This is a genomic window from Parasedimentitalea marina (assembly GCF_004006175.1).
Taxonomy (GTDB): Bacteria; Pseudomonadota; Alphaproteobacteria; order Rhodobacterales; family Rhodobacteraceae; genus Parasedimentitalea; species Parasedimentitalea marina.
This window is the reverse complement of record NZ_CP033219.1, coordinates 4381399-4403742: the sequence shown is the minus strand read 5'-3', so window position 1 is coordinate 4403742 and position 22344 is coordinate 4381399. Positions and strand designations below refer to the sequence as shown.

Annotated in this window: 24 protein-coding genes; 12 read left to right on the top strand and 12 right to left on the bottom strand. The window is 55.5% G+C overall.

All coding sequences use genetic code 11. The features are described from left to right. Window positions 1-84 precede the first annotated feature (84 nt). A complete protein-coding gene (locus tag EBB79_RS21220; protein ID WP_127750804.1) occupies window positions 85-1233 on the bottom strand; it encodes a phosphoserine transaminase in 1149 nt (382 codons plus the stop codon). Between the two features lie 225 nt (window positions 1234-1458). Between EBB79_RS21220 and EBB79_RS21215 the strand changes: the two genes are divergently transcribed. The 6 genes from EBB79_RS21215 (at window position 1459) to EBB79_RS21190 (ending at window position 5515) form a co-directional block, all read left to right on the top strand. Then, window positions 1459-2499, top strand: coding sequence for an AI-2E family transporter (locus tag EBB79_RS21215; RefSeq protein WP_127750803.1), 1041 nt, complete (start codon window positions 1459-1461; stop codon window positions 2497-2499). A 192-nt stretch (window positions 2500-2691) separates the two neighbouring features. Further along, on the top strand, window positions 2692-3567 hold the full coding sequence (gene serB / locus EBB79_RS21210; protein ID WP_127750802.1) for a phosphoserine phosphatase SerB: 876 nt from the start codon (window positions 2692-2694) through the stop codon (window positions 3565-3567). Between the two features lie 3 nt (window positions 3568-3570). Further along, entirely contained in the window at window positions 3571-4329 is a 759-nt protein-coding gene (locus EBB79_RS21205; RefSeq protein ID WP_127750801.1) for a TSUP family transporter, read from the top strand. 78 nt (window positions 4330-4407) lie between these two features. Beyond that, entirely contained in the window at window positions 4408-4728 is a 321-nt protein-coding gene (locus EBB79_RS21200; protein WP_127750800.1) for an ArsR/SmtB family transcription factor, read from the top strand. Next, window positions 4725-5153 carry an SRPBCC family protein gene (locus tag EBB79_RS21195; protein WP_127750799.1) on the top strand — a complete coding sequence of 143 codons (429 nt, stop codon included), beginning with the start codon at window positions 4725-4727 and terminating at the stop codon, window positions 5151-5153. Before EBB79_RS21200 ends, EBB79_RS21195 begins: the two co-directional genes overlap by 4 nt. Before the next feature lie 47 nt (window positions 5154-5200). Continuing rightward, window positions 5201-5515 (top strand): YciI family protein, encoded by a 315-nt coding sequence (locus EBB79_RS21190; RefSeq protein WP_127750798.1) that lies wholly within the window; start codon window positions 5201-5203, stop codon window positions 5513-5515. Between the two features lie 38 nt (window positions 5516-5553). On the opposite strand, the gene EBB79_RS21185 is transcribed toward EBB79_RS21190, so the two are convergent. Next, complete coding sequence (locus tag EBB79_RS21185) at window positions 5554-6552, bottom strand: asparaginase (RefSeq protein ID WP_127750797.1); 999 nt, start codon at window positions 6550-6552, stop codon at window positions 5554-5556. A gap of 169 nt (window positions 6553-6721) precedes the next feature. Here EBB79_RS21185 and EBB79_RS21180 point away from each other — a divergent pair, with 169 nt between their 5' ends. From EBB79_RS21180 to EBB79_RS21170, 3 genes are all read left to right on the top strand, one after another. Beyond that, the gene (locus tag EBB79_RS21180; RefSeq protein ID WP_127750796.1) at window positions 6722-7258 is read left to right on the top strand and encodes an invasion associated locus B family protein; all 537 of its coding nucleotides are present in this window, start codon (window positions 6722-6724) and stop codon (window positions 7256-7258) included. 185 nt (window positions 7259-7443) lie between these two features. Next, complete coding sequence (gene rlmN / locus EBB79_RS21175; RefSeq protein ID WP_127750795.1) at window positions 7444-8631, top strand: dual-specificity RNA methyltransferase RlmN; 1188 nt, start codon at window positions 7444-7446, stop codon at window positions 8629-8631. Window positions 8632-8903: 272 nt separating this feature from the next. Further along, window positions 8904-9113, top strand: coding sequence for a hypothetical protein (locus EBB79_RS21170; RefSeq protein WP_127750794.1), 210 nt, complete (start codon window positions 8904-8906; stop codon window positions 9111-9113). Between the two features lie 67 nt (window positions 9114-9180). Here EBB79_RS21170 and EBB79_RS21165 read toward each other — a convergent pair whose 3' ends face one another. Next, window positions 9181-10029, bottom strand: coding sequence for an LOG family protein (locus tag EBB79_RS21165; RefSeq protein WP_127750793.1), 849 nt, complete (start codon window positions 10027-10029; stop codon window positions 9181-9183). A gap of 74 nt (window positions 10030-10103) precedes the next feature. Between EBB79_RS21165 and EBB79_RS21160 the strand changes: the two genes are divergently transcribed. The 3 genes from EBB79_RS21160 (at window position 10104) to dapD (ending at window position 12708) form a co-directional block, all read left to right on the top strand. Continuing rightward, window positions 10104-11024 carry a threonine/serine dehydratase gene (locus tag EBB79_RS21160; RefSeq protein WP_127750792.1) on the top strand — a complete coding sequence of 307 codons (921 nt, stop codon included), beginning with the start codon at window positions 10104-10106 and terminating at the stop codon, window positions 11022-11024. Between the two features lie 38 nt (window positions 11025-11062). Then, window positions 11063-11662: a GntR family transcriptional regulator gene (locus tag EBB79_RS21155; protein WP_127750791.1), complete on the top strand. Its 600-nt coding sequence runs from the start codon at window positions 11063-11065 to the stop codon at window positions 11660-11662. A 218-nt stretch (window positions 11663-11880) separates the two neighbouring features. After that, complete coding sequence (dapD, locus tag EBB79_RS21150; RefSeq protein ID WP_127750790.1) at window positions 11881-12708, top strand: 2,3,4,5-tetrahydropyridine-2,6-dicarboxylate N-succinyltransferase; 828 nt, start codon at window positions 11881-11883, stop codon at window positions 12706-12708. Between the two features lie 192 nt (window positions 12709-12900). Here dapD and EBB79_RS21145 read toward each other — a convergent pair whose 3' ends face one another. The 9 genes from EBB79_RS21145 to EBB79_RS21105 form a co-directional block, all read right to left on the bottom strand. Continuing rightward, complete coding sequence (locus EBB79_RS21145) at window positions 12901-13857, bottom strand: aldo/keto reductase (RefSeq protein ID WP_127750789.1); 957 nt, start codon at window positions 13855-13857, stop codon at window positions 12901-12903. Window positions 13858-13878: 21 nt separating this feature from the next. Continuing rightward, a complete protein-coding gene (locus EBB79_RS21140) occupies window positions 13879-15384 on the bottom strand; it encodes an aldehyde dehydrogenase (NADP(+)) (RefSeq protein WP_202977631.1) in 1506 nt (501 codons plus the stop codon). Between the two features lie 56 nt (window positions 15385-15440). Next, a complete protein-coding gene (locus EBB79_RS21135) occupies window positions 15441-16070 on the bottom strand; it encodes a glutathione S-transferase family protein (protein ID WP_127750787.1) in 630 nt (209 codons plus the stop codon). Further along, on the bottom strand, window positions 16063-16440 hold the full coding sequence (locus EBB79_RS21130) for an NIPSNAP family protein (RefSeq protein WP_127750786.1): 378 nt from the start codon (window positions 16438-16440) through the stop codon (window positions 16063-16065). Before EBB79_RS21130 ends, EBB79_RS21135 begins: the two co-directional genes overlap by 8 nt. 64 nt (window positions 16441-16504) lie before the next feature. Next, complete coding sequence (locus tag EBB79_RS21125; RefSeq protein WP_127750785.1) at window positions 16505-18214, bottom strand: thiamine pyrophosphate-binding protein; 1710 nt, start codon at window positions 18212-18214, stop codon at window positions 16505-16507. Between the two features lie 15 nt (window positions 18215-18229). After that, window positions 18230-19015: an SDR family oxidoreductase gene (locus tag EBB79_RS21120; protein WP_127750784.1), complete on the bottom strand. Its 786-nt coding sequence runs from the start codon at window positions 19013-19015 to the stop codon at window positions 18230-18232. Between the two features lie 34 nt (window positions 19016-19049). Further along, entirely contained in the window at window positions 19050-20714 is a 1665-nt protein-coding gene (locus EBB79_RS21115; RefSeq protein WP_127750783.1) for a tripartite tricarboxylate transporter permease, read from the bottom strand. Window positions 20715-20717: 3 nt separating this feature from the next. After that, window positions 20718-21200 carry a tripartite tricarboxylate transporter TctB family protein gene (locus tag EBB79_RS21110; RefSeq protein WP_127750782.1) on the bottom strand — a complete coding sequence of 161 codons (483 nt, stop codon included), beginning with the start codon at window positions 21198-21200 and terminating at the stop codon, window positions 20718-20720. Between the two features lie 93 nt (window positions 21201-21293). Continuing rightward, window positions 21294-22274, bottom strand: coding sequence for a Bug family tripartite tricarboxylate transporter substrate binding protein (locus EBB79_RS21105; RefSeq protein WP_127750781.1), 981 nt, complete (start codon window positions 22272-22274; stop codon window positions 21294-21296). Between the last annotated feature and the right edge of the window lie 70 nt (window positions 22275-22344).

Below are 22344 nucleotides of genomic sequence, written 5' to 3'. Positions count from 1 at the left end.
GCAGCGACCGATCGAGGGAGGGTGCAAAGCGCCCGCCCGTGGGGGCGGTTGGGCGCTGCCCGACCTATCGGCCGGGCAAGACAATTAAGATTTTTGTGCGGCGATTTCAGCCTCAAAGGCCCAAGCGAGCCAAGGCAACATCGCCTGAATGTCTGAGGTTTCGACCGTGCCACCACACCAGATCCGCAAACCGGCTGGGGCGTCACGATAGGCACCGATATCCAGCGCGATATTTTCCGACTCCAGCCGTTTGGCCACGGCCTTGGCAAAGGCCGCGCCGTCCTGAATGCGATTATCGGTGAATTTCAGACAGACTGAGGTGTTCGACCGTGTCGCGTCATCCTCGGCCAGATTAGCGATCCAATCGTTGGCGGCGCAAAAGTCAAACACAGCCTGCGCATTGGCGTCGGCGCGGGCGATCAGACCTTCCAGGCCACCAATCGAACGGGCCCAGTCGAGTGCGAACAGGTAGTCCTCAACCGCCAGCATCGACGGCGTGTTGATGGTGGCACCGGTAAAGATACCTTCGATCAGCTTGCCACCTTTGGTCAGGCGGAAGATCTTGGGCAGGGGCCAGGTCGGGGTGTAGTTTTCCAGGCGTTCAACAGCACGTGGGCTTAGCACGATCACACCATGGGCGGCCTCGCCGCCCAGAACCTTCTGCCAGGAAAAGGTGGTCACATCCAGTTTGTCCCAGGGCAGATCCATCGCAAAGGCGGCCGAGGTCGCATCACAGATGGTCAAGCCGTCGCGGTTGGCGTCGATCCAGTCACCATTTTGAACCCGCACACCCGATGTGGTGCCGTTCCAGGTGAACACAACGTCATTGGTGCACTCAACCGATGCCAAATCAACGATCTGACCGTAGTCAGCGACCTTGGCCTCGGCGTCGATTTTCAGCTGTTTGACCACATCGGTGATCCAGCCGGCACCAAAACTTTCCCAAGCCAGCATTTCCACTTTGCGTTCGCCAAGTAGCGACCATAGGGCCATTTCAACGGCACCGGTGTCCGACGCAGGGACGATACCGATACGGTAATCAGCGGGGATGCCCAAAATCTCGCGAGTGCCTTCGATGGCATCCTTCAGCTTGGCCTTGCCAACAGCTGCGCGGTGGCTGCGACCCAAGGGGGCGTCGGCCAGTTTGGACAATTCGAATGTAGGGGGTTTGGCACAGGGGCCCGAAGAAAAACGCGGGTTGGCCGGCCGCGTAGCCGGTTGCTGAGTAGCCATTGATGCTATCCTTACAGATAAGTGCCCTTCGTTGGGGAAGGGTGTCCCACTGCCGGATCTACGGTGCTGCAACGCGGCAGGCAACAGGAAAAACGACAGATTACGGCCATTCCGGGATCGATTGCGACGCACAGGGACTACGATCGGAAACTTACTACGACACATTGCCCACAAGCTCGGCTGCGTATTTACTGACGCTTAAGATTTGGAATCAGGTGTTGATAAATGAGCAAATTGGCAATGGCGACCTATTCGGTCGCACTGATGATCATGGTGGGCTGGCTGCTGATCGTTGGGCAGTCCATCATGCTGCCCGTTCTGGTGGGCATCATCGCAGTCTACATCTTGACCACTGCGGCGGATGCCATGGTTCGCATCCCAGTAGTTGGTCGCTTACCTCGCAGTTGGCGCAGATTACTGGTGCTGCTGGCCATAACGGCCGCCTTCCTGCTGCTGGCCTCGTTCATCACTACAAATGCCGCCTCGATTTCTGCCGCCCTGCCCCAATACACTGAGAACTTTGATGCGCTGCAGCTTCGGTTTCTCGACTTTCTTGGAGTGAAGGAGACCCCCCAATGGGCCAACTTTGGCGAACGCATTCTCGATCTGCTTGATGCCACTACGCTGATGCCGGCCGCTGTTGCAACAATCTCAAATGGTGGATCCGTTATTGTTGCTGCAGCATTGTATGCCGTTTTCATCTTAGCCGAACTGGATAGCCTGCCGAACAAAACCCAACGGGCAATGGGTAATCCCGAGCAAGCCACTCACACTTTGGAAATCGCGCGCCAGATCAATGAAAAGATCGGCAGCTATTTGGCCGCTAAGACCCTGGTCAACATCATCTTGGCATTCGTCTCATATGGTATCCTGATCATGCTGGGGATCAGCCATCCAGCGTTTTGGGCCATTATCATCGGGTTGCTGAATTACATCCCTTATATCGGCTCGATCATCGCAGTAGTCTTCCCAGTCACCGTTAGCCTGATCCAGTTTGCTTCGTTCGGCCATGCGGCTGTTGCGTTGGTCACACTGATGATCCCGCAGATTGCAGTTGGCTATTATATTGAGCCCAAGTTTCTTGGCCGTTCTGTAAACCTCAGCCCATTCACCGTACTGTTGTCACTGGCGATCTGGACCGCGCTGTGGGGCATGATGGGAGCGATTCTGGCCGTGCCGCTGACGGCGATGGTTATGATCATCCTGGCTGAGATACCAAATACCCGCTTCATCGCCGTGATGATGTCGGAACGCGGCGACTTGTGATCCCATTTAACTAAACTTATCGCCCGGCGGAACGTCGGGCAGCACCCGCCCGCCCCCACGGCGGGTGCTTTCGCACCCTCCTCGGTCGGGCACTGCCCTCAGTAGTTCAATGCGTGCGTGGTCTTGGGCTGGCTCCTCCCGCCCTCTCCCGGTATTAGACATTCAACTGCCGATACCAAACGGAGCCCACGAATGTATTTCGTCACCCTACTTTGCAGCCCAAACACCCCATCGCTGGATCCGACACTGGTCGATTCACTGCGCAACGCATGGGGTGGCGGCGATGCAACTTGGCTCTCCCCGGACGAGGCCGCCGAGTTCCCGCTGGACACCCTGCCCGACAACCAATGGGAGGTCTGGGCCGATCTGCAGAACTTGAGTGTCGATCTGGTGATCCAACCCGCCGAGGGTCGCCGCAAGAAGATGCTGCTGGCTGATATGGACAGCACCATGATCCAGCAGGAATGTATCGACGAGCTGGCCGAAGAGGCTGGCGTTGGCGCGCGGGTCAAGGACATCACAGCCCGCGCAATGAATGGCGAGCTGGATTTCAACGGCGCGCTGACCGAGCGTGTTGGCTTGCTCAAAGGCCTGCCCGAATCCGTCATCGCCAAAGTGCTGGATGAACGCATCACCCTGATGCCTGGCGGCCCTGCCCTTTTGGCGACGATGAAAGCAGATGGCGCCTATGCCGCGCTGGTGTCAGGTGGGTTCACCGCTTTCACCGCTAAGGTTGCTGCGGAACTAGGTTTTGACGAGAACCGCGCCAATACATTGCATGTGGCCAACGGCAAACTAACGGGTGAAGCGGGACGCCCCATTCTGGGACGCCAAGCCAAGGTCGAGGCGCTGGAACAGATCACCGCCAAGCTAGGCATAACTGAGGCAGATGTAATGGCGGTCGGCGACGGCGCCAATGATCTGGGCATGTTAAAACGTGCAGGGGCCGGAGTTGCGCTGCACGCCAAACCCTCGGTTGCGGCGGAATGCGACATTCGCATCAATCACGGTGACCTGACCGCCTTGCTGTATGTGCAAGGCTACGACCGCGACGAATTCAAAGGATAATCCATGCTTGAAGTGGGTTTCGAGACCCTGCTGCTCTTGTTGGCGGCAGGGTTTGTTGCGGGTTTCATGGACGCCGTGGCCGGCGGTGGAGGTTTGATCACGGTGCCTGTGTTGCTGTTAGCCGGTGCCAATCCGTTGACCGCGCTGGCCACCAACAAAATCCAGGGCCTATTTGGCACGGCCACAGCGGCGCTGACCTATGCAAGGGGCGGCCATGTGAACCTGCGTGAACAAGGCGGCGCAGCCCTTGTTGCCTTTGTCGCCGCCATCGCCGGGGCACTGTTGGTTTCAGTCCTGCCAACCGGCTGGATCCGTATGATCCTTCCGCTGTTGTTGATTGGCATCGCTGTGTTCTTTGCGACCAAAAAGGGACTGGGTGACACAGATCGGCACCGCCGGATGACTCCATTTCTGTTTGCCGCGATCATGGTGCCTTTATGCGGTGCTTACGATGGGTTGTTAGGACCGGGCGCAGGCAGCTTTTACATGCTCGCCTTTGTATCCATGGCTGGTTACGGCATTCTAAAAGCCACCGCCCACACCAAACTGCTGAACTTTGCGTCAAATGCCGGCGCGCTGCTGGCCTTTGCCTTTGTGGCGACACCTTGGTGGGCCACCGGGTTGGCCATGGGTGCTGCACAAATTGCGGGTGCGGCAGTGGGTGCAAGGATGGCCCAAAAACAGGGCGCCCGGTTGATCAAGCCACTGCTGGTAGTCACTTCAGTTTCGCTGGCTATGAAACTATTGTGGGATATGATCTGACCCTTTTTCTCGGGCTGTATTACCTGCCTCGCATAATTAACGTTTGCTTTAATTAACGATTAAGTTAATATTACCCTCATGACACCGCTTCTAAAATCATTTTCAGCGCTTGCTGACGAGATCCGCATGTCAATTGTGGAACAACTCATGGATCACGGCGAATTGCCGGCGGGGGATCTGGTGCGCGGTTCGGGCATCACTGCGCCAGCTATTTCACGACATCTAAAGGTCCTGCGCGAGGCCGGGTTGATACAACAACGCGCCCAGGGCACCCAACGCCTGTATTCCGCACGTCCCGAAGGACTGCAACTGATCGCCACGTGGACAAAATCAAAGCGCGAGTTCTGGGAACCCAGCCTGGACCGGCTAGAGGCCGCGCTTAAGGAGGACGATAAATGACCGACCTGCGGTTGGAACGCGAATTCTCAGTTACCCCGGAACGGCTTTTCCATTGGATCACCACACCCGAAAAATTGCTGAAATGGTGGGGCCCCGAAGGCATGGACGTGCCCGAGCATGACCTGAACTTTAACCGCACCGGGCCGTGGTTTTCGATCATGCGCAACGGCGAGGGTCAACAATTCAAGGTGTCGGGCCATGTGACCCATGTGGATGCACCCAAATCGGTTGGTTTCACCTGGGGTTGGCACGACGACGATGACCAGCGCGGTGGCGAAAGCCATGTGACCTTTACCGTCGTTTCCAGTACATCAGGCGCGCGATTGTTGATTGATCACCGCGATTTGGATGACAGCGAGCAAAGCGCGCGGCACGAGTCGGGCTGGACATCATCCTTGCGTAAGCTCGCAACCAATATCACCTGACGACCCGGCACTTTCATCCGTTTCTATTCAACAAAAGGATACTAGCAATGGCCCAATTCATTTTCGCCTATCATGGTGGCAAGAAGCCCGACACGCCCGAGGACGGCGCCAAAGTCATGGCGGCTTGGAAAAGCTGGATGGCATCGATGGGGGATGCCCTGATCGTACCGGGCGCTCCTGTTGGTCTGTCCAAAACCGTCAGTCATGGCGGCATTGCAGACGATGGCGGAACCAACCCGCTGGCCGGTTATTCGGTGGTTGAAGCTGCCGACATCTCAGCTGCCAGTGACATGGCCAAAGGGTGCCCAATGGTTGTTGACGGCGACGGCTCTGTCGAAGTTGCCGAAATTCTAGAGATGTAAGAACCCTGCCCGGCCTACTGGCCGGGCAAAGAAATCGCTCAGAACAGTAATTCAGTGGCAGGCCGCACCACGCCACAATTGACGTCACGGCGATTCAGCAGCGGTACATTCATGTACTTTGCTGTTTCCGGATGATTGGCATCCAAAACACCCAGCGACACCAGAATGGCAGCAATCGCGCATTCGCTGGCACGGGTTGCACCGTCTGAGATTTTCAACGCAACACCCAAGCGCTTTTCCGGGATGATGGCGATATAGAACCCCTCGGCCCCGGTCTTGATCGCAACCTTGCCACCCATGGCGCGCATCAGGTTGGTACAGGCCTTACCCTCGCCGGCCACCAGATCAGGGTGCCGGGTCATCGCTGCCACCAGTTGCTGCGCCGCGACCGAAGCCCGATCTGATCGATCCGCTGCCGAGGCAAACCAGGCCATTGACCGGGCCATGCCCGTGACCGTGGTGGCAAAGTTCGGAGCCGAGCACCCATCGATACCGTAGCAGGGACTATCCTGGCCGGTGGTTTCCTCAAATGCCGCCAAACCAGCTTGCTGTACCGGGTGATCAACATCGATATATTCCGGACCGGCACCCATATGCTGCGCCAGAGTCAGGAAACCTGCGTGCTTGCCAGAGCAGTTGTTATGCACCTGACATGGGCTGGAATCCGTCTTGATCATTGAATTGCGCGCAGGAGCATCGCCGGGTATTTGCGGCCCACACCGAAAATCACCATCGCTTAGTCCCAGTTGCGACAGCCACGCACGGACCCGATCAGTGTGGATCGCCGCCCCAGTGTGCGACGCACAGGACAGGGCCAGCTGTTCACTGGTCAGACCGAACTTCTCTGCAGCCCCAGAGGTGATCAAAGGCAGCGCCTGGATCATCTTGGAGGAGCTGCGCGGGTAAACCACCGCATCAGGATCTCCCCAACTGCGCACCACCTGACCGCTGTCATCGCAGACAACTGCATGGCCCAGGTGAAGGCTCTCCAGTAACTGACCACGCCAGATTTCAGCCATTGGAACCGGATTTGTCATGCTATTAGCCCTTTTTCTTGGCGATTTCCTGCCAATCGCACTTTCACCAGTGGTGCTACTGACGTTAGTATGGTTCTGTCAACATGCTAGGGAAACTGGCCTAGACGGTGGGTAACACTGCAGGCCCGCTGGCACTATTGAGGTAATGACAGTCTTGGAGTCGGGACAAATGGCATCTAAATTTGCCCATGTAATTATTGGTCTGTGTCTGGCTGGCATCGCCGCCACCACAGCAGCTGCACAACAGAACCAAAGCACCAACCGCGTTGCCGCCAACGTGGACTGGAGTGTTTTTCAGGGGAATGACCCGATCGAATGCTGGGGCGTCTCGGCACCGAAAGAATCGGTCAACACCCGTGATGGACGCGTTGTTGCCGTGCGCCGTAGCGAAATTCAGCTGTTTGTTTTCTATCGCCCCGACGGCGAAGAAAGTGGACAAGTTACCTTTACCGGTGGCTACCCATTTGCACCGGGGTCCACAGTGAACATGAAAATCGGCGAATCCGAGTTCGAATTGTTCACCGAGGGCGAATGGGCATGGCCCGCAACCGCAGCTGATGACACCAAGATCATCACTGCAATGAAGCGCGGCTCACAAGCGATTCTGACCGCCCGGTCAGCCCGTGGCACCCAGACCCAGGACAGTTTCTCGCTGTTGGGCTTTACCGCTGCTATCGAAGACGCGGACAAACGCTGCGCCAAATAATCCAATCTTGTTAGAAATCTAGCACCCTCCTGAATCGCATAGACGCAGGAGGTTTTACCCATCTGGCCAATCAGACGAATTGTTGGCCAGCGGCGGCCAGTAACGATTATTACCGAAAACTTTTGATCTTGGCGCAAACTCCTATATAGAGCTGCATCCACTCTTATATATCCGAGTCCCAAGCCATGACAGCCGACACACCGATCACCCAAGACGTTTTGACCCTGCCACGCAAGTTACCCGAAGGCGGCAAGATCAATCTTGTTGGCCAAACGCGCGAGCAATTGCGGGCGACTCTGATCGACCTTGGCACTCCAGAGAAAAAGGCCAAAATGCGGGTCGGCCAGATCTGGCAGTGGATCTATCAGTGGGGCAAACGCGACTTTGCCGATATGACCAATCTGTCTAAAGACCTGCGCGCGGACCTGGCCCAGCACTGTGTCATTGAAATCCCCGAAGTGATCACCCGGCAGGTGTCCGAGGATGGCACCCGCAAATACCTGGTCCGCATCGCCGGCGGTCACGAGGTCGAAGTGGTTTATATCCCCGAAACCGACCGCGGCACCCTATGCATCTCGTCTCAGGTGGGTTGCACCCTGACCTGTTCGTTCTGTCACACTGGCACTCAGAAACTGGTCCGCAACCTGACTTCCGCCGAGATCATCGGGCAGGTGATGATGGCCCGCGACGATCTGGACGAATGGCCGGTACCCGGCACCCGCGCCGACGACCGTACCCGGCGTCTGTCCAACATTGTCCTGATGGGCATGGGCGAACCGCTCTATAATTTCGAGAACGTCCGTGACGCGATGAAAATTGCGATGGATCCCGAGGGCATTCAACTCAGTCGTCGCCGTATCACTCTGTCGACCAGTGGTGTGGTACCGGAAATCGCCCGCACCGCAGAAGAAATTGGCTGCATGCTGGCCGTTTCATTCCATGCCACCACAGACGACGTGCGTGACAAACTGGTGCCGATCAACAAACGCTGGAACATCGAAGCCCTGCTAGAGGCTCTTCGGGCCTATCCACGTGTTGCCAACTCAGAGCGCATTACCTTTGAATATGTGATGCTGGACCGTGTAAACGACAGCAAAGAAGACGCGCATCGTTTGGTCGAGTTGATCAAAGGTATCCCGGCTAAGATCAATCTGATCCCGTTCAACGAATGGCCTGGTGCACCGTACAAACGCAGTTCGGGCAACCGTATCCATACTTTTGCAGATATCATCCACGAGGCGGGCTATGCCTCACCCATCCGCAAACCCCGCGGCGAAGATATCATGGCTGCCTGCGGCCAACTGAAATCCGCCACGGAACGTTCGCGCAAAAGCCGCAAACAGATCGAGGCTGAAGCCGGAATGTCCTCCTGACTCTTAGCGGCATCCGGATTACTTAACCCACACTGGTTCACCCTTACATGATTGTTCGGCGTTTTCGCCGGGCAGCGCCCGACCGCAGGTCGGCGCTGCAATCATGTCGAAGAGTGTCATTGCTGATCAAGCCAGCACCACTCTAAACACTTCCTTCACGCATGGGGCAGACCGCCACATTTCGTCTCAGCTTTTCCTCAATTCCGGTAAAGTTTCGCCATCCTGAACAATCAGTTTCTATCCTGAGGACAATCAAACCAGGAGACCAAAAAATGGCACAGGCAGATATCGGCGGCAGCATGATCGAGGACGGCGTTCTAAACCTAATCCGCGATGAACGTGAAAAAGCACTCAGCGCGCGTGAATGGAAATTCCGGCTCAAAGGTTACGGCTATGCAATCAAAGACGTGCGTGGATCACAGGTTCTGACCAGTCTGCCCCAAGGCGTTGAACTGGGTGTTCTGCCAACAGACATGGCCTGATCCCGCTTTATTCCCCTGAATGCATAATTTTGATGGGCGGCTTTATCCCGCCCAGTAAGAATAACCCCTACTTTTCCCGCCCGGGAAGAGTATCGCGCGGTGGTGCTGGCTCCCAGTTTTCAATGAGTTCCATCGCCTCTTGCGCCGTATCAACAAAGCGGAACAGGTCAAGATCCTTATCTGAAATCGTGCCGGCATCCGCCAGCGCGTCCCAGTTGATCACCTTTTCCCAAAACGCCTTGCCAAACAGCAGGAACGGCACTCGTTCCATGCGGCCCGTCTGAATCAAAGTCAGGCTTTCGAACAACTCGTCCATGGTGCCAAACCCACCGGGGAACACGCAGATCGCGCGGGCACGCATTAGGAAATGCATCTTGCGGATCGCGAAATAGTGAAAATTAAAGCTGAGATCCGGGGTCACATACTCGTTCGGTGCCTGTTCATGCGGCAAGACTATGCTCAATCCAATTGAGGCCCCGCCCGCATCTACCGCACCACGGTTACCGGCCTCCATCACGCCGGGGCCACCACCTGTAACAATCACATGTTCACGGCCGCCCGTTTCGATAGATTTCAACGTCATCAAACGGGAAAACTCACGCGCTTCGTCATAAAATTCGGACAAATCCGCCAGCGTTTTCGTACGCGCCTGATCCTTATGCGCAGGGTCCGGAATACGGGCGCCCCCAAACAGCACGATGGTGCTTTCGATGCCGCGTTCGTCCAGTAACAATTGCGGCTTCAGCAGTTCCAACTGCAGCCGAACCGGTCGCAGCTCTTCGCGGCAAAGAAAATCCTCATCGGCAAATGCCAGGCGATAAGCCGGAGATACACTCTGCGGTGTCGAGGGCACGTGCTCGGCCTGATCCCGATCGGAATGGGCGTCGCGAAGTCGGCTGTGGCGGTCTTCTTTCATTTTGGGATCCTGCTTGCGTGTTTTCTTTCAGCCTATAAGGTCAACCGCCGCAACACTAGGCAAAGGCACGTGAGATGGGTTGGAAAAACGACATTGAGGCAGCATCTGAACGGATTAATGGCCATATCCAGATCACACCGACGCTACAAGTTCAGGGATTTGGACTAAACGCCCCGATTGAATTGAAATTGGAGCACATGCAACACACTGGTAGCTTCAAGGCGCGCGGAGCCTTTAACACTCTGCTTAATCAGGATGTACCTGGGGCTGGCCTGGTGGCTGCATCCGGCGGCAACCACGGCGCGGCCGTGGGATATGCAGCGCATAAACTAGGCCATCGCGCACGAATCTACGTCCCGGAAATGGCCGGCCCTGCCAAAATTGCCCTGATCAAATCCTCGGGCGCAGACCTGCAAGTGGTTCCGGGTGCCTATTCCAATGCGCTAGAACTGGCGCAACAGTATGAAACCGAAACAGGCGCCATGCAGGTGCACGCCTATGACGCGCCTGCAACGGTCGCAGGGCAAGGCACATGTTTTTCCGAATGGCAGTCACAGGGAATGCAGGCCGATACACTATTGATAGCAGTCGGTGGTGGTGGACTGATCGCAGGTGCCATGGCCTGGTTTAGCGGCAGCAAAAAAATTATCGCGGTAGAGCCAGAAACTTCATGCGCACTGCACGCTGCATTGCAAAACCAACAACCAGTGGATGTCGAAGTCTCGGGTGTGGCTGCCAATGCGCTAGGAGCCAAGCGGATCGGCAACATCTGCTATGACTTGGCCAGTTCCCAAAACATAACATCCGTTACGGTCTCAGACAGGGCGATCACCACCGCCCAAAAGGCCCTGTGGATGCAACACCGGATTCTCGTGGAACCGGCAGGTGCCACCGCATTGGCCGCATTAATGTCCGGGGCCTATCGCCCCGAATTGGATGAACGTGTTGCCGTGCTAATTTGTGGCGGAAATATTGCGCCTGATCCACTGGGATAGCCCTTGTAGGCAGCCGACTAGAATTTTATCTATTATCTATGACTCCAACAATCGCCGATTCCATCTATCACAGCCTAAGCGAGCGCATCGTTGCAGGTGACCTACCCGCCGGAGAGAAACTCCGTCAGGACCATATTGCACGTGAATTTGACACCAGCCACGTGCCGGTACGCGAAGCGCTATTACGGCTCGAAGCCCACGGGTTGGCACAGTCTATTCCACGGCGTGGAACACGGGTCACCGCACAGGATCCCAGCGAAATACACGAAGTCATCGAAATGCGGGTTTCCCTTGAGATTCTTGCGCTTACCCATGCCGTCGCAAACCTGACGCCGCAGGACCTTGATGCAGCCGACGCCGCCCGTATCGCCTGCGACGAGGCCGATAGTATGATTGTCTGGGAAAAGCTGAACCGTAGATTTCACCGGGTCATTCTAACCCCCTGTGCGATGCCCCGTTTACTGGCTGCAATTGACGACCTTCACATTGCCTCTGCGCGACATCTGTTTGCCAACTGGCAACACCGCTGGAGTCGCCGAACCGATAAGGATCACGCCGCTATTGTTCATGCCATGGCCCGCCGTGATGCCGCAGCCGCCTGCGAGATCCTGCGACGCCACCTACGGCGTGTGCGCTAAGTATTTGCGCTGCCCAAAAAGGAATGCCTTTTTCTATTGGAGGTCAGACCAGTAGAACGGAGAAGCAAAGCATGGCCTGATGTACGCGACTTGCAGGAATCTCAAAATTTCACGGGAATTGAGGCCAATAACGACATTTTCGTTGAAATCCGGCGATGACCTTATCAACAAATACCGCTATGACAGCTCGAACCATTACGTTTTCGGAGCTACAACACATGTCCAACGCCCAGCTGGAAACCGCCATCGAAGCCGCCTGGGAGGTCCGCGATAGCATCACTCCCGCCACCACCGGAGAAACGCGTGAGGCCATCCAGGACACGCTGAATGCCCTGGACTCAGGTAGCCTGCGCGTCGCAGAAAAACAGGCGACTGGTGACTGGCAGGTGAACCAATGGGCTAAAAAAGCCGTTCTTCTGGGGTTCCGCATCAAAGATATGGAAATGCAATCCGGTGGCCCACAGGGTAGCGGATGGTGGGACAAGGTCGACAGTAAATTCATCGGTTGGGGTGAAAATCAGTGGAAAGCAGCCGGCTTCCGGGCGGTCCCCAACGCCATCGTTCGCAAATCCGCCTTTATCGCTCCCGGTGTGGTCTTGATGCCATCTTTTGTAAATCTGGGTGCCTACGTCGACGAAGGCACAATGGTAGATACCTGGGCGACCGTTGGTTCCTGTGCTCAGATCGGCAAAAGCGTGCACCTATCCGGCGGCGTCGGTATTGGCGGTGTACTAGAACCCATGCAAGCTGGCCCAACGATCATCGAGGACAACTGCTTTATCGGCGCGCGTTCAGAAGTTGTAGAAGGTTGCATCGTCCGTGAAGGATCAGTGCTTGGTATGGGCGTCTACATTGGCCAATCGACTAAAATTGTCGATCGTGAAACAGGTGAAGTCATGTACGGTGAAGTACCGCCATACTCAGTTGTTGTGTCGGGCTCATTGCCATCGAAAAACGGTGTTAGTCTTTATTGTGCGGTAATTGTCAAACGCGTCGATGCGAAGACTCGTTCTAAGACCGGCATCAATGAACTGCTGCGCGACTAATCAACTTCTGTATTGCCGCCGGCGGCTGGGGCTTTGCCCCAGACCCCAGGATATTTGGGCCAGATGAATAAAGGATCCAGTCTTCATCTGGCCACTAAGTATCCTGGGGGAGCCGCCAGAATGGCGGTGGGGGCAAAGCCCCGTTACGAACCACCTTGGTAAAAGACTGCCTGACCTATCGACGCTTAAAGCCTAATTCCCAGACACCGAATCCACATTGCCAAAAATGTCACGCAAGCGATCCTGTACTTTGTCGGGCAGCGGGGGCATCTTGAGGGCGGCAATATTTTCGGTCAAATGCTTGGCCGAACCGGTGCCTGTCAAGACAATATCAATGCCAGGCTCATGGCGGCAAAACCGATAGGCTGCCTCTAACACACTGCTGGCCACATCAGGATCAGTCAAAAATTCCAGTGCGTTTTCCGCTTGCTCATCAGAAAGGTCAATTTGGTCACCTTTTTGCAATTCAGTAATGATCTCAACGGTCGCAGCACGACTACCAAGGGCACGCCGAACGGCAAACATATTCAATGTGCCCACGTTATTTTCCTGGGTCTTTTTCAAGATTGAGTGTCTGGCTGAGGGATTGATCATATTGAACCCGGTCATGATAACATCCCAGATGTCATCCTTCAGAGCGCGCGACAGCATCGTATGATTTGTGTCCTCGATAAAACGCTCTGTCAGTCCGATAAACCTGATTTTGCCTTGATCCCGCAGCTTTACCATCGCTGGGACCAGCTCGGCCAAGCAATAACTGTATTGATCAGCCATCACCCCGTGCAAATGCATGACATCGATATAGTCGGTGCCTAACCGCCTAAGACTGTCTTCGACTCGGGTAGTAAACATCTCGGCTGATAAAAAGGCCTGCCCCAGTGCCGAGGTTCCAGGTTGCACAATTCCTTGCTTGGTCGAGACAATAACCCATTCCCGGCAGGTGCTGATCGCCTGTCCAACGATGTTTTCAGTGCCATAGACAGCGGCGGTGTCGACAAAATTTACGCCTACATCTAGCGCCGTTCTGACCAGTGCAACGGACTGATCAGTGCTGTGACCATAGGATTGTCCCAGCCGGGCATGCCCGCCACAGCCCAGTCCCGCAACGCTGACGTCAAGTTCAGTACGTCCCAGTTTTGTTGTCTGCATCGCGGGCCTCTGGGTCAGATGTTACACCAAATCTGATGGCAAAAGAGAGTCTGGCAAGTTTTGATAACACACTGGCCGCAGGAAACGGCGTATGGACAGCGTCCCAACTGACGTCGCACCAAAGTTTGTAGAAGCCGGATAAGGACCGCCGTGCACCATCGTGTCACTGACCTCGACGCCAGTTGGGAACCCATTGACCAGGATACGCCCGGCTTTGCGCTCCAGCACTGGAAACAGGGCCTGCGCGTCCGATAGATCCGCATCCTCCATGTGGATGGTACAGGTCAGCTGGCCCTGGAACGATTGCGCGACGGCCACCTGCTCAGCTTTGTCTTTTGCAGTGATGATCAGGCCAAGCGGGCCAAAGACTTCTTCGCCCAGCGCCGCGTTGGCCATCCATTCTACAGCCGTGGATGCAAACAGATATGGCGTGGCCATGCGCCCTTCGCAGGTGGTTGTCAGAACTGTACGAATGCCAGGAGTTCCAGCCACACGCGCTGTTCCGTCATGATAGGCTGAAGCAATGCCATCGGTCAGCATCGTCTGCCCTGCAGTTTCCGCAAGCGCTGTTTTTGCAGCTGCTGCAAAGGCCTCAACCGCATCCCCCTCGACCACCACGGCAATTCCGGGATTGGTGCAAAACTGCCCTGCCCCCATGGTCAGAGACCCAGCCCAGGCCGTGCCAAGATCAGCGCCGCGTTGCGACAGGGCACCGTCCAGAATGAACATGGGATTGACCGAGCCCAGCTCGCCAAAGAATGGGATCGGCTCGGGGCGTGCTGCGCACAGGTCAAACAGCGCCCGTCCACCGGCCAGAGATCCGGTAAAGCCAACAGCCTTGATCAGTGGGTGCTGAACAACCGCCTGCCCCACGGCGCGGTTGCCACCCTGTATCTGGCTGAAGACACCGGGGTGGATATCGCATTCTTTAATCGCTTCATGGATTGCCTGGGCGACGATATCAGCCACACCCGGGTGCGCGGAATGACCTTTGACAACAACCGGACATCCGGCAGCCAAAGCGGCTGCCGTATCGCCACCGGCCGTCGAAAACGCCAGCGGAAAATTTGAGGCCCCGAAGACAGCCACCGGACCAATGGGCCGCTGCACCATTCTAAGATCAGGGCGAGGTAAAGGCGCGCGATCCGGCAATGCACCGTCATGACAACGATCCAGATAATCGCCAGCCTCGATGTGGTCCGCAAAAAGCCGCAACTGACCGACTGTCCGGCCCCGCTCGCCCATCAGACGGGCCTCGGGAAGTCCGGTTTCTTTCATCCCCATGGCAGTGATGTCATCGCCGCGAGCATCAATCTGATCGGCGATGGCACGCAGAAAATTCGCACGCTCAGCTCGGCTGCTATAGCCAAAGCTCCAGAACGCCTCTTCGGCCGCTTTGGCAGCAGCATCCACCAGTATCGGCGTGCCGACACTGAAGTGATCCACAGCGCCAGACACCGGCATATTGGCAAATGTCTGATCACTGCCCACCCATTGACCTGCAATAAGGTGTTTTCCTGTAAGCATTCTTATATCCTTTGACATTCAAGCGTTAAGAATAGAAATTTCCAATCTGACCAGCATTACCCGGCAGGGATTTCACCCATAACTTTTGGGACGTGATAGCCCTTTTGGACGGCATCACGTGCAAGCAGGCGCTGGTACCAAGCCCGAATATTTGGATAGTCTGCCAGATCCATTTCCTGCCATTCATAGCGCGAGATCCAGGGCCAGCAGGCCATATCGGCAATGCTGTATTCGTCGCAGATATAGTCACGCCCAGCCAGGCGCGCATCAAGAACGCCATATAGGCGCGCGACTTCAGTCCGGAACCGGTCTTCGGCGTATTCGGCTACACCCGGGTTGAAATGAACGAAGTGATGCGCCTGACCAAGCATCGGACCCAGCCCACCCATCTGCCACATCAGCCATTCCATGACCTCGGTCTTCTTTTGCAAATCCTGCGGTAGAAACTTGCCGTATTTTTCTGCCAGATAGATCATGATAGCCCCGGTTTCCATGACAGAAACACCGGTATCACTATCCACAATCACAGGAATTTTGTTGTTAGGACCAATCTTCAGAAACTCTGGCGTCTTTTGCTCACCTTGTCCAATGTTGATGGAATGGACGTTATAGTCGATCCCCAGTTCCTCTAGCAGAATAGAGACTTTACGCCCATTCGGTGTGGTCCATGTGTAAAGGTCAATCATTGGTCTGTCCTTGGTCTAAAGTGTGATTTGCCGCCATATCCAAAGCTGGATCATCGGTTGCCCAGGGGCTGAAATGCGCAGGGATCAGGATTTTGGTTTCCTGCGAGATCTGAAATGGACGGGTTTTGGGGGCATATGCCTGCCAAATTGGATCAGCATTCAAGCGCGCGCGGCGCTGCTCTCTTTCGGCATAGTCTTTATAGGCCCACATGTGCACAATTTGGTGCAACGCCCCCATATCGCTTGAGAAATACCCCACCATCCGGCCAAGAATAGAACGCTGGATGGCGAGACCTTCGGCTTCGTAAAGCTTCAGGTATTTCGGAGCGGCGCCGATATGCAGACTGTAGGTTCGTTGTTCAACAATCATTTTCTGTCTCGTTTCCTTCGTCTGATGACCGGCGCAGATCGACCAAAGTGGCGACGGGCCTGTGTCATGACGCTGCCGTATTTTGTCGACCCTGTTGCGTGGCTTGGGCCAGTGTTTGGGTCGGTGTCAGCGCCTGTGGATCCACCACCAGCTCGATCAGGTATCCCCCCGACGCCGCGCGCGCGCGTTCAAGCGCGGCGGGAAATTCATCGGTCTTCGTGACCAACTCGCCTGCAATTCCAAAGGAGGCGGCATAGGCCACAAAGTCCGGGTTATGCAGGTCGGTGCCGATTGTGCGAGCCGGGTAATAGCGTTCCTGATGCATGCGGATGGTGCCAAACATACCGTTGTTGATCACCAGATAAATAACATCCGCACCATATTGCTTGGCGGTCGCCAGCTCTTGTCCCGTCATCAAAAAGCAGCCGTCTCCCGCCAGTGCGATAACCGCGCGTTCGGGCGCCACCAACTTGGCTGCGATGGCCGCAGGCACCCCATACCCCATCGAGCCGCTGGTTGGGGCCAATTGGGTGCGATAGTCGGTGTGTTGGTGAAAACGGTGCCCCCAAACGGTGTAATTCCCAGCACCGTTTGTCAGAACAGTGGTTTTGGGCATCACTTCGGTAATGTGGCGAATAACATGCGCCATATTCAACGAACCGGGGACGTCGGTAGGCTTCAGGAACGACTTGTAATCAGCAGTTTGCTGCTCTCGCCAGTCGGCCCATCGAGTAACACCATCACCATCAGGTAATACGTCCAGACTGTCAAAAAACGCATCCGCGGTGGCAACCATACTAAGTGTCGGGTTGTAAACATGGCCCAACTCTTCGGCCGCGGGATGGATGTGTACAAAATCCATCTGCGGATCGGGAATATTGATCAGCTCATAGCCCTGCGTTGTCATTTCGCCCAGACGCGAGCCCACCACAATCAGCAAGTCGACCTCATCGGCGATACGCCTGAGCAATTCAGGAGATGGCGCAATACCAAGAACACCCACGTAATTGGGATGATTGTTATCGACATAGTCCTGACACCGAAAACTGGTCGCAACCGGCAGTCCCATGCGTGATGCTACTGCCATCGCCTTGTGACCACATTCCGCGCTCCAGCCTGGTCCGCCGACCAACATCAGCGGGGCCTTGGCGTTTTGTAACAATGTACCCAGTTCGTGCACTGAAGCCGGGGTTGGTGCAGGTTTTGCCAGTGGCGTGGGCGTTAGATCAGCGACGCTGACCACATCGGTCAGCATGTCTTCTGGCAGGGCCAGAACCACCGGACCAGGGCGGCCTGAAAGAGCCGTTTTCCAAGCGCGTGACATGTATTCCGGAATGCGGCTGGCATCGTCAATCTGGGCCACCCATTTGGCCATTTGGCCAAACATCCGCCGATAGTCGACTTCCTGAAAGGCTTCGCGATCCACCATAGAGCGACCGACCTGACCGATGAGCAGGATCATCGGCGTGGAGTCCTGAAATGCGGTGTGCACCCCGTTAGACGCATTAGTGGCGCCAGGTCCCCGGGTCACCGCACAGATCCCCGGTTTGCCGGTCATTTTTCCGTAGGCGTCCGCCATGTTGGCGGCGCCCCCTTCATGGCGGCACATAACTGTCTGAATACTGTCCGATTGGGTGTAGAGCCCATTCAAAAGGTCCAGAAAGCTCTCTCCGGGGACGCAGAATACTTTATCTGCGCCCAACACCTTCAGCTGATCTGCTAGAATCTGCCCGCCCGAACGAGCTACCTTGTCCATTTTTTGCGAATTGGTCATGCCAATTTTCGCCTCCTAAATACTACGGATCATGCCACCATCAACACGAGTCATCTGACCAGTGACATAGCCTGCGGGCTCACTCATCAAAAAAGCGGCCACATTGGCAAATTCTTCGGGGCGGCCATAGCGTTTGGCCGGAAGAGATGCTGCGATTTCGGTACGAACCTGCTCGAGCGTCTTGCCTTCGCGACCTGCGCGGGCAGTGTCCAGTTGCCCGACACGCGCCGTGTCGATCTTACCTGGTAAGATGATATTGACGGTTATGCCATCACCGGCCACTTCTGCGGACAGTGTTTTGCAAAACCCAGCCATGGCACCACGGATGGTATTGGACACTGCAAGATTTGGGATTGGCTGAATCACACCCGATGATCCAATGGTTACAATCCGGCCCCATTGCTTGGCACGCATGCCTTCTACGGCAGCTTCGGTCACTTGGATCAGGCTAAACAGCAAACCCTGAGCTGCAGACTTCCACACATCCGATGCCACGCCAATTGACGGCGAGGGTGGTGGCCCACCCGCGTTATTGAGCAGCATATCCGGCTTGTAATCCGACCGGATGCGATCGCAAAAACCGCCCAGCGCCTCTGTATCCGTCAGATCAACCGCGTCACAGCGAACGGTAACACCGTGCTTTTCGCTCAGCTCGCTCGCCAGTTCTTCCAGCGCAGCCAACCTGCGCGACGACAGCACTAGGTTCGCGCCTTCTGCGGCCAACCGCTTGGCTATAGCCCGACCCAGTCCCTGCGATGCACCCAAGATAAGTGCGGTTCTGCCTTTGAGGCCCAAGTCCATTTTTGTTCTCCAGTATATGAATTCTTGTGTCGGTTTACTGCGAGGTATCGAGCGCCTTAGGCGATCTGACCTGCATTATTAGTTGGGTGATCCCGGTCAGTGCCATAACCCCGGCAATGATCGGCCGGATAGTGCCAGGCATCATAAAGACGGGAACCGCCAGAACGATCAGCAAAACAGGGGTGAAATAATGCGCCCAGGCCTTTTTCCCGCGTTGTTTTTGGTAAGATGGGAACATGATCGAAAATCCGCTGAGCAGGATAAAGAATAGCGCCCATGGCCGTGTCAGGAACACATCAAGCCCATCACCGCGTGCATAAACCTGGCTCAGGCGCACTTCGGCGATTTGGCCCAGAACAACCCCCAGAACGATCGGAACGATCGGAAATCCCAAGGCGCGCATCACGAAGCCAAGGATACCAAATATCAACAAGGTCCACATGTCATAGGCAATGTTGTTCAGCGCAAAAATACCAACCGCGCAATAGAACAGGATCACCGCAGTCAGCATGTACATCTTCACCTTTGTCACCAGCACAAAGCCACGCAGGGTGATGGACTGAAGGAACAGCATCATGAAATTGGCGACAAAAAAGGCGAGGAAGATCGAATAGGCGATCATCGGCTCGTCCGAAATGAACGAAGGGCTTGGGATAACGTCGTGCACCAGCAGCGCGCCCAGCATGATAGCGGTCATGATATCGCCGGGCAGACCCAGCGCCATCATCACAATCAACGCACCACCAGCAGTCGCATTATTCGCCGCTTCGGGCGCGATAATACCGTCGATAGCGCCTTTGCCAAAGGTTTCGGGTTCTTTCGAAGATTTCTTGGCCTGATCATAGGCCAGAATGTTTGAGATCGTGCTGCCGGCCGCAGGAAGGACACCAACGAAGACCCCCAACAAAGAGGACCGTATGACATTGACCCATCGGGCCAGCACCACTTTGCAGGATGCGACGTAATCGATTTTGACCACATTCGCGGTCTCGTCGCCGCCAAGTTTCTGTCCAGCACTTGAACTGTCACGCACGTCGCTTAGCAGGCGGCTAAACGCGAACAGTCCAACTAGCACTGGTAGGAACGCAAAGCCTTTGGAGACCTCATCGACACCAAAATTGAAGCGAGGCAAGCCAAATACAACATCACTGCCAATGGTCGCAATCAACAAACCAAACAGAGCACCAATCAAACCTTTCAGCAGTTGGTCGCCAGCCAGACTAGCTGTCACGGTCAATGCAAAAAGAACCAGCGCAAAGAAGTCGACGGGCTGGAATTCCAAACCGATCATCGCCAGTTGCGGCGCAATCAGCATCAAAACCACAGATGCAATGATACCGCCAAAGAACGAAGACCAGACGCCAATACCCAGCGCCAATCCGGGTCTGCCCGATTTCGCCATCGGGTAACCATCAAAGGTGGTCGCGACCGACGACGGGGTCCCGGGTATGCCGGTCAGAATGCCCGACATCAAGCCACCTGACAGGCCACCGACGTAAACGGCGATCATCGTGGCCAGTCCCTGAACCGGCGACATGGCAAAGGTGAACGGCAAAACCAGCACCACTGCCATCGCAATTGTAAAGCCTGGAATAGCGCCCGCCAGCAGGCCAACAAAAGTACCCAACAACATCAGGGCCATCGTCGTAAGCGTGAACAGCTCGGGGCCTGCCAGCGCGATATTAGAGAAAAGGTCCATGTCTTAGTACACTCTCAGCAAGATGCCTTCGGGCAAAAACACCCCGAGAAGTTGGGTGAAAATTGCCCACATGCCCACAACAAAGAAGATTGAGACCAGTCCGTGCTGGATCATCAGCCTAGACGACCAACCGCCCAGAAATCCCAGCGTGATAAAGACATACAGCAACCCGCCAATCAGCATTCCAAGGATCGGCATGGTGATGAGAAATAGAAAGAACAGGGCAAAACAAACAATCGGGTTTTTATAGTAGGTAAACCACTCGGACAGGCTGCGGCTCTCGAGACTTTCATCAACCTCGGCCATTTGCGCTTTGGCCAGCAAAAGCAACGACAACAGGGCCAGCGGCACCAGAATCATTCGGGGCCATAACGTGGCTGGCATTTGATTGAACATCGGGGGCGGCATCTGAAACGTGTTGATCAGCAGCCCACCGCAGATGAGAAGCGACACTATTGCAACCGCCGTATCTCTGTTTAATCGCATACCATATTCCTATTCACACGAACCACCGGTCCGTTGTTCGTCATTTTGTTGAAGGTATATTTGGCGAGGCCCCAAGGCCTCGCCGGGACTGCTTTATTGGAAGCGGCCCATTTTCAGTTCTTTTGCGGCGTCGATAAATTCAGCCGAAGTCGCTTCCCACCACTTTGCATAGTCTTCTGGTCCAAGGTACTCGACCGAGGTGCCCTTTGCGGCTTGCTCGGCGACAAAGGTTGCATCCTCAGTTGGGCCTTTGAAGACCTCAGCCCAGAGCGCAACGATTTCCGGAGACGTACCCTTTGGTAGCATCACGCCCCGCGTCAACGAGAAGGTCATGTCCACGCCCAGCTCTTTCAGCGTTGGCACGTCGGGGATCAAGTCACTGCGCTCGTTCGAGGCAATGGCAAAGGCCTTCAGGTTACCATCGCCGCGCTGTGTGCGGGCTGCGGCCATGTTGATACCACCCAGATCGATGCTACCGTTCAATAGGCCGGTGATACGTCCAGCCGTACCACCCTGAAATGGCACATAGGCAAAATCCGCGCCTGTTTTGGAGCCAAGGATAATCCAAAGGAAATGGCTGGTCGCGCCCATGGACACGCCCGTCGGAATGCTTCCCGGGCTTGCTTTGGCAGCAGCCAGCATACCGTCGAGATCATTATATTCGACGTGTCCGCCAGCACCGATGATTTCAGGTGTGTCTGTCAGCATAGCAACTGGTTCAAAACCGTCCCAGTTAAAATCCGTCACACCATTGATGTAGTTCACGGGCAAGTGCTGGTGAATGGCAAACAATGTGCAACCATCCGGCTTAGCTGCATGCGCCTCTTTGGCACCCAATCCGCCGCCCTGCCCTGGCATGGTCACAACCTTGATTTTCACTGGTGAATCAGAGTTCTGAATTGCTTGTTCAAAAATGCCGAAAATTACGCTTGTTCCGCCGCCGGGACCCCATGGAACGATCAGTTGGGCCGTATCGCACGGCAGATCAACAGCGCTTGCTGGAGTTGCGGCAATGCCAAGCCCCGCAACAACGGCCGCAGTCGCAGCCTTCAAATGTGATGCAAGTAACTTCATTCTTATTCCTCCCAGAATATGTGAATTCTTTCGGACATGTACTGCTTGAACGCTTTGCTTCAGGCCCGAT

Coding starts and splice junctions, on each gene's coding strand:
- EBB79_RS21135 (WP_127750787.1), bottom strand. CDS start 16,070: ATGATTGACCTTTACACATGGACCACACCGAATGGGCGTAAAGTCTCT.
- EBB79_RS21125 (WP_127750785.1), bottom strand. CDS start 18,214: ATGACCAATTCGCAAAAAATGGACAAGGTAGCTCGTTCGGGCGGGCAG.
- EBB79_RS21200 (WP_127750800.1), top strand. CDS start 4,408: ATGACACCGCTTCTAAAATCATTTTCAGCGCTTGCTGACGAGATCCGC.
- EBB79_RS21165 (WP_127750793.1), bottom strand. CDS start 10,029: ATGAAAGAAGACCGCCACAGCCGACTTCGCGACGCCCATTCCGATCGG.
- EBB79_RS21215 (WP_127750803.1), top strand. CDS start 1,459: ATGAGCAAATTGGCAATGGCGACCTATTCGGTCGCACTGATGATCATG.
- EBB79_RS21160 (WP_127750792.1), top strand. CDS start 10,104: ATGGGTTGGAAAAACGACATTGAGGCAGCATCTGAACGGATTAATGGC.
- EBB79_RS21170 (WP_127750794.1), top strand. CDS start 8,904: ATGGCACAGGCAGATATCGGCGGCAGCATGATCGAGGACGGCGTTCTA.
- EBB79_RS21220 (WP_127750804.1), bottom strand. CDS start 1,233: ATGGCTACTCAGCAACCGGCTACGCGGCCGGCCAACCCGCGTTTTTCT.
- EBB79_RS21115 (WP_127750783.1), bottom strand. CDS start 20,714: ATGGACCTTTTCTCTAATATCGCGCTGGCAGGCCCCGAGCTGTTCACG.
- EBB79_RS21110 (WP_127750782.1), bottom strand. CDS start 21,200: ATGCGATTAAACAGAGATACGGCGGTTGCAATAGTGTCGCTTCTCATC.
- EBB79_RS21195 (WP_127750799.1), top strand. CDS start 4,725: ATGACCGACCTGCGGTTGGAACGCGAATTCTCAGTTACCCCGGAACGG.
- EBB79_RS21140 (WP_202977631.1), bottom strand. CDS start 15,384: ATGCTTACAGGAAAACACCTTATTGCAGGTCAATGGGTGGGCAGTGAT.
- EBB79_RS21205 (WP_127750801.1), top strand. CDS start 3,571: ATGCTTGAAGTGGGTTTCGAGACCCTGCTGCTCTTGTTGGCGGCAGGG.
- rlmN (WP_127750795.1), top strand. CDS start 7,444: ATGACAGCCGACACACCGATCACCCAAGACGTTTTGACCCTGCCACGC.
- EBB79_RS21180 (WP_127750796.1), top strand. CDS start 6,722: ATGGCATCTAAATTTGCCCATGTAATTATTGGTCTGTGTCTGGCTGGC.
- EBB79_RS21130 (WP_127750786.1), bottom strand. CDS start 16,440: ATGATTGTTGAACAACGAACCTACAGTCTGCATATCGGCGCCGCTCCG.
- dapD (WP_127750790.1), top strand. CDS start 11,881: ATGTCCAACGCCCAGCTGGAAACCGCCATCGAAGCCGCCTGGGAGGTC.
- EBB79_RS21190 (WP_127750798.1), top strand. CDS start 5,201: ATGGCCCAATTCATTTTCGCCTATCATGGTGGCAAGAAGCCCGACACG.
- EBB79_RS21145 (WP_127750789.1), bottom strand. CDS start 13,857: ATGCAGACAACAAAACTGGGACGTACTGAACTTGACGTCAGCGTTGCG.
- EBB79_RS21185 (WP_127750797.1), bottom strand. CDS start 6,552: ATGACAAATCCGGTTCCAATGGCTGAAATCTGGCGTGGTCAGTTACTG.
- EBB79_RS21105 (WP_127750781.1), bottom strand. CDS start 22,274: ATGAAGTTACTTGCATCACATTTGAAGGCTGCGACTGCGGCCGTTGTT.
- serB (WP_127750802.1), top strand. CDS start 2,692: ATGTATTTCGTCACCCTACTTTGCAGCCCAAACACCCCATCGCTGGAT.
- EBB79_RS21155 (WP_127750791.1), top strand. CDS start 11,063: ATGACTCCAACAATCGCCGATTCCATCTATCACAGCCTAAGCGAGCGC.
- EBB79_RS21120 (WP_127750784.1), bottom strand. CDS start 19,015: ATGGACTTGGGCCTCAAAGGCAGAACCGCACTTATCTTGGGTGCATCG.